The organism is Thermodesulfobacteriota bacterium (assembly GCA_034189135.1).
GTDB lineage: Bacteria > Desulfobacterota > Desulfobacteria > Desulfobacterales > JAUWMJ01 > JAUWMJ01.
This window is the reverse complement of the sequence record JAXHVO010000058.1, coordinates 1-5,846: the sequence shown is the minus strand read 5'-3', so window position 1 is coordinate 5,846 and position 5,846 is coordinate 1. Positions and strand designations below refer to the sequence as shown.

At 43.8% G+C, this 5,846-nt stretch carries 6 protein-coding genes; all 6 read right to left on the bottom strand.

Annotated features, from left to right (window positions below; translation table 11 throughout):
- Window positions 1–56: 56 nt before the first annotated feature.
- The 6 genes from SWH54_07875 to SWH54_07850 all read right to left on the bottom strand — a co-directional run bounded on the left by SWH54_07875 (window position 57) and on the right by SWH54_07850 (window position 5,708).
- Entirely contained in the window at window positions 57–2,627 is a 2,571-nt protein-coding gene (locus SWH54_07875) for a helix-turn-helix transcriptional regulator (GenBank protein MDY6791169.1), read from the bottom strand.
- A 626-nt stretch (window positions 2,628–3,253) separates the two neighbouring features.
- Window positions 3,254–3,442 carry a hypothetical protein gene (locus SWH54_07870; GenBank protein ID MDY6791168.1) on the bottom strand — a complete coding sequence of 63 codons (189 nt, stop codon included), beginning with the start codon at window positions 3,440–3,442 and terminating at the stop codon, window positions 3,254–3,256.
- Window positions 3,443–3,473: 31 nt separating this feature from the next.
- Complete coding sequence (locus SWH54_07865; GenBank protein MDY6791167.1) at window positions 3,474–4,196, bottom strand: DUF364 domain-containing protein; 723 nt, start codon at window positions 4,194–4,196, stop codon at window positions 3,474–3,476.
- A 121-nt stretch (window positions 4,197–4,317) separates the two neighbouring features.
- Window positions 4,318–4,716, bottom strand: a complete 399-nt coding sequence (locus SWH54_07860) for an OsmC family protein (GenBank protein MDY6791166.1) — start codon at window positions 4,714–4,716, stop codon at window positions 4,318–4,320.
- Window positions 4,716–4,928, bottom strand: a complete 213-nt coding sequence (locus tag SWH54_07855) for a CooT family nickel-binding protein (protein MDY6791165.1) — start codon at window positions 4,926–4,928, stop codon at window positions 4,716–4,718. Before SWH54_07855 ends, SWH54_07860 begins: the two co-directional genes overlap by 1 nt.
- A 21-nt stretch (window positions 4,929–4,949) precedes the next feature.
- Complete coding sequence (locus tag SWH54_07850; GenBank protein MDY6791164.1) at window positions 4,950–5,708, bottom strand: ATP-binding protein; 759 nt, start codon at window positions 5,706–5,708, stop codon at window positions 4,950–4,952.
- Window positions 5,709–5,846 lie beyond the last annotated feature (138 nt).

Genomic DNA, 5,846 nt, shown 5'->3' with positions numbered 1-5,846 from the left:
AAAGGTAGCCAAGATTTGATTTACTACTGGCTGCCATCATTTTGAACGGTAGTAATTTAATGAACGAACATAACCAACCGGCTGGCTCGTAAAACCATGACTTTTCGTTCAGGCACTAGTTTACTTAACCTAAATGCTGACAACAGCTTTTTTACATACGCCCGTGGAACATCCAGCTTAGTATCAAGGATTTTTTCCAATAATTTAGCGATAGGTGGGCCTTCATCTAAAAATATGCGGATATAGCCTCCCGGTTCGGCCAGTGATACCACTTTCCCAAGGGCGACCGAGGCTTCAGTTATGTTCCTTTGTGCCCGCAGGGCCAAAGCTTTAACCAGCAGTGCTTCGATCTGATTCAGAACTCTGCCGCCTTTTTCCGACACTTTGCTCAGACGGTCCAACAATCTTATAGCATCATTCAGTCGGCCCTGGGCAATGAGAATTCGTGCAAGCATAATGTGCTCAGTTTCGCGCATGGGCGTCAGATCGTCATTCAATGTCAATTCACGTTCTTTAGCCCATTTGACAGCTCTGTCTATATTGCCATTCATTAGCCATATCCGGGCTTTCCAGGCTTCAATCGGGTGAGTGACCCAAAGAGGGACCTCAGATGCCTGCTCTAATCGCGCTATTTTCTGGATTGATTCTTCGACGCCGGGGAGATCATTTTTGGCAGCCAAAATTTTCAGCAGCCCGTAATAGGCCCAACTACGGCCACCAACATGATGTCCATGTTCCATCAGTATAAGACCTTTTCTTACATAATGTAATGCTTCATCAAGTTCATTCAATTCGTAGAGAATTTCTCCCCAAACACCGAATAACGCACCTTCTATTGCTGTATATGCCAATTTCTCTTCATTTACGATTTTCAATAAGTGCTTACAAATTTCAATAGCTCGCGGTAGTTGGCCATTATATTTCAGGCTAACGACCAACCAAAAATTGGCTGCCAGATATAAATTAATATTGTCTGCTGCTTTGCTTGCTTCTACCGCCTCTGAGAGCGCTTTGTTGGCTGATACGTTGTCTCCCCTGAGTGAGTTCGCAATGCCTGATGAAAGCGCAACACCGGCGCGCCATGTTGAATCTTCCTTATGGAGGCATTTAAGCGCCCGTTCCGAGAACTTAAGGCTACTTTGTACGTCCCCCCGGTCGGTGGCCATGTACGCACGAATAGCAGCAATTCTGCCTTGTAGCTCCCTGCTGGTTAAAGACTGCTGTCTTGTTGATTGGCCTTTTGGTTTTATTATCTTTCCATTATTAGTAGAATCAATGATTTTTTCAGCCGTCTGCAAACTCCGTTCAGCGGCTTGTTGTTGACCGCTTTCAGATAGTATCCAAGCGTACGAGATACAGAGATTAGGCCTCGATATTACATATGCATCCGGCAGTGCTTCTATCCATCGAAACAGCAAAGTCGGTTCGCCACGCTGCCATATGGCCTCGGTAAGTTCTTCAACTAAACGCGCTGCTCGCTTGAAATCCTGAGCCATTAACGCATGCTCTATGGCTTCCTCTCCAAACGCATTCTGCTCATACCATTCACTTGCCCGCTTGTGTAATTCATGCATACGATCGCCATGTGTCCGGTGCAATCGCTGCCTTAGCAAATCGGCAAAAAGGTGGTGATAGCGATACCAGCGACGTTTGTTATCCAACGGCAAGATAAATAGATTGGCTCTTTCCAGATCAACAAGCATTTCCTGACCGCCTTTCCGATCGGTAACAAAATCACAAAGCGGTCCTGATAATCGGCTGAGAATAGAAGTTTGCAGCAAGAAATTCTGGATTTGTTCGGACTGATGATTCAATACTTCTTCTGCCAAATAATCCACAATATGGTGGTCGTCTCCTGCAAATGTTTCTATAAATTCCGGAATATTTCCACGACCCTGCATAGATAGCGCAGCCAGCTGCAATCCAGCAATCCAGCCTTCAGTGCGAGATTCGAGCATAGAGATTTCATGACTTGAAAGTGCCAAGTTCATCATTTTATTAAAGAATAGAGATGTTTCCTTAAATGTAAAACAGAGGTCAGATGTACGAAACTCAGACAGTTGATTCCTAACCCTCAACCGAGCTAAAGGTAAAGGTGGATCGACACGGGTCGAAATAACAAGATGTATATGTGGCGGTGAATGATCAATTAAAAACTCAACAATTTTGTGTATCTTTTCCGCGTCTATGGAATGATAATCATCAAGAACAAACATGAAGTCATCATGAATATCAGATATCTCTTTAATCAGATTTATCATCATAGACTTGATCGGCGGTTGCCGAGGAGATTTCAGCAAGGATAAGACAGGCTTACCGATATTCGACTCAATAGTCTGTAAAGTGGCAATTAGATAATGGATAAAATGAACAGGATCATTATCGCCTTTATCCAGTGAAATCCAGGCTACCGGTATTTCACTCTGGGAAATCCATTCACTTAAGAGAGTCGTCTTTCCAAAACCGGCTGGTGCGGAAATTAGCGTTAACTTATGATTAATGCCCTTATTCAGTCGATCAATCAAATGCGTTCGTTGAACCAAATCAGGTCGCGGCTGTGGTACGTAAAGTTTGGTTTTTAAGATTGGATATTGTGTACTTTTGATATTAATTGTTCTATTTTCCATTTTGATATGGTCAACAGTTTTAAAGCAAATTAATAAAAAGTGTCTGAAATAACAATCATAATTTTTTATTTTAATCCTCACGCGGTTTTTACGAGTTCACCTTCAGATATATTTGATGGATAATCTATCTGACTATGCCATGTCAAGTGCTCAGTAAATCAATAAGTTGCAGAAACTTATATTTTAGTATTGCCAAATGTGATAGCTTTGATAATATTTATCATATACAGTAATGACAAAATAAATATGAAAAGGATAAAAAATGGACGAAAACAAGTTTTTCGACAGGCAGCATTAAGAATATGTGGAAATCTGGAAATTGAAGAAGCAATGCAAACGCTGCTTCAATTATTAAAAGAGGTTGTGCCGGTAACGAAGATTTTTTTACAACATTACGATCACGAGTACCATACTATGCGATCAATAGCCTATGCCAACCAAACGGAATGCAGTAAACTGGATTTACTCACCCCCTTATCCAAAACTGATAGGGATCGAATATAAGAAAAAGATGAACAAGTAATTTGAAAAGTAAGTACCAAGCATATTATTAAAGATTTGTTAAGTATCTCGTTTAAAACCCCATTGAACAATTCAGGTTATTGGGACCTCGCTCCTAATCCGTTTCAATAGCTGCATTTTTTCTTTTTAAGTTCTGCCAGTTCCTTCTTCTTTTCTTCAATCGCTGATTCCAGTTCATCAATGATAAGCATCTGATTTGGTTTTACCGAGTGTGGTGGAAGTGCTTTTTCGCGGTCCCTTAGTTTTTCCTCTAAGGTTTTTATCTCATTTTGTAACGCTTCCTCTTTCATCATTGTTCAATAAATCCTGTCTTGATTCTGACACTCACCTCATCATGGTCAGTCGCCTGACCCCCTGGATTTGCCTGAAATTTGCCCCTTGGCTGACGCACCTTAACGCCAGTTCCGCGTCTATTACCCTTGTGCCGGATAAGGCATTAAACCCGTGGTCAAACAGGATGGGGGAAAGAGGCGCCGTATCTCCCAATACGATGGTATAGGCCTTGGGATGGCAAAGCGCAAGCAAATGCGCCATGGTATGGTTGGTTAAGGCCGTCCCCGTGATAGCAACCACATCCGCCCGGGGAATCAGGTTGTCCGCATCCGCTTCGGTAAAATCTCCCTCCTGGGGGTTTTTCTCAATGACCCAGAGCTCCTTGGAATACTTGCCAACCCTGGGTATGAAGGGAAAGTGCCCCACCACCGCTATATTCTTGCCCGCTCCCTTTTCTATGATCAGTTCAGCAGCATTGAGCTCAATGCATGAATTTTCATCAAACTCAACCAGTGAATTGATGGTGGCCATGCCGATAGCGGCCTCCAGTATACTTTGAGAATAAACCAGTTGGGCCAGTTCCGACGGCGTTTTATCCGACAGAAAACCGGGTGCCTTGACCATGGGTGGCTCCTGCTGCAACGCATCTCTCGGCAAGGTTGCTGCCAGCCCACAGTTTCGAGTCCACACCCCGGTATGGAATATTCCCTGCCGGATATCTTTCACCGTCGCATCAAAGTTTAGTGATGAAATTAAATCATGTAAAATCTTCATGTGTCTGTTTGCTTTCTCCCTGTCGCTATGACCTTAGAAAATGAAAGCCCCCAAATTTTCGGCCATTTCTTCATTTTCCCGCTAAGTTCCCTCGCCGGCCTGACCGCATACCCCAACAGGTCTAGGTTTGAATATCGGCCTCAATTATGAAATCAGGAGGGTCGATAATGTTCCTTTTCACCGTGCAAAGCCCGGCCACCTTGACCACCGTCGATTTATATTTCTGCGGAAAACCCGGTGGCAAATGGATATGAATCCGCACCGTTTCCACCAGCTTTTTTTTCTCATTTCGCTCGAATCCAACGGTCATTTTAAGGCCCGACATATCGATGCCGCGTTCATGGCAGAAATAAACCACATACACCCCGGCGCACGTTCCGATTGAGGATAAAAACAGATCATAAGGTTCCGGTGCGGTTCCGTCCCCACCTTCGTCTTTGGGTTGATCCGTTTCAACCGTGAATCCTTTATAGGTTGAATTGACTTTTTTCCCGCCAGGGAAGGTGATTTCCATTTCCATTATTGTCTCTCGTCATCCGCTTTTTCTTTTCTGAGCAGGACAAAATTTTTATCCATGAGGTCCACCGTTTGAATGGCGCCCTCAACGAACTTCCTTTCCCCGAAAAGATTGGTGAACCAAAAGCCCCGGCCTTCGGCCTCTATGCTTGCGACATCTTTCATTATTTCCTTTTGCTCATTTCCCGAACCCATATACACCGTGCTCAAACACATATCCTTCTCCTAAAACTTTGTTTATTTTTTTTCCAGCAGATCATCCAAAACCTTTCCTGCCGCATGAAAGGCTGCTCCAACACCCAGGGCCTGGCCTTCCAGACATGCTTCGAATACCAATGGGTCATTTGGAATGGCCCCAATGACCTCTATGTTCCTGGTTTTTAGTTCATTTTCCAGTTTATGGGCCGTTTCCTCCGAGTCTATCTTGTTTAACACCGCTGAAACCGCCCTGTTCATCCCGGTGGTGATCTTTTTGATCTTCTCCGCCAGAGCGATGGATTCAAAGGAGGGTTCAACCACCAGAAGTACCCGGTCGATACCTTCATCAATCCCCCGCCCGAAATGCTCCACGCCTGCTTCCATATCGATAATGGCGATTTCATCATTATTCAGGCGAAGTTTTTTCAAGAACTCCCGGTTCAACACTCCCATGGGGCAGGCGCACCCTTCAAAGGCCTGAAGAATCTTTCCGATACTAAGGAGCATAAGACCGTTTCTGCGGCTTAGCTGCTCAGCAGGAATATCATTAACCGAAATATGAGTTTTTGTCAAAACGCTGGAGTTTTTCATCTTCTCCTTTAACTTTTTCTTTCCCCCGATAAGTTCCATAAGGGGGACCGGCGGGTGATCAAACCCAAGCATTTTAAAGAGCCCTGAATTTGATTCATCTGAATCCACCACCAGGACTCCAAGTTCCCTGGATATGGCCTGATTGGCCAGCAAACTGGTTAAAGCGCTCTTGCCGCTTCCTCCTTTTCCACAAACTGATATTTTCATCTATGGTTCTCCTTTTGCTATTACCCCAATTGAGCGAAAACTTATGCTGCTTTTTTAAATTCATTTTCGTTTAGAGTAGTACAAATGTTACGATAAAGTAATTCAGTTTCATTGTTCTTTGTCAATTCGATGACTTTT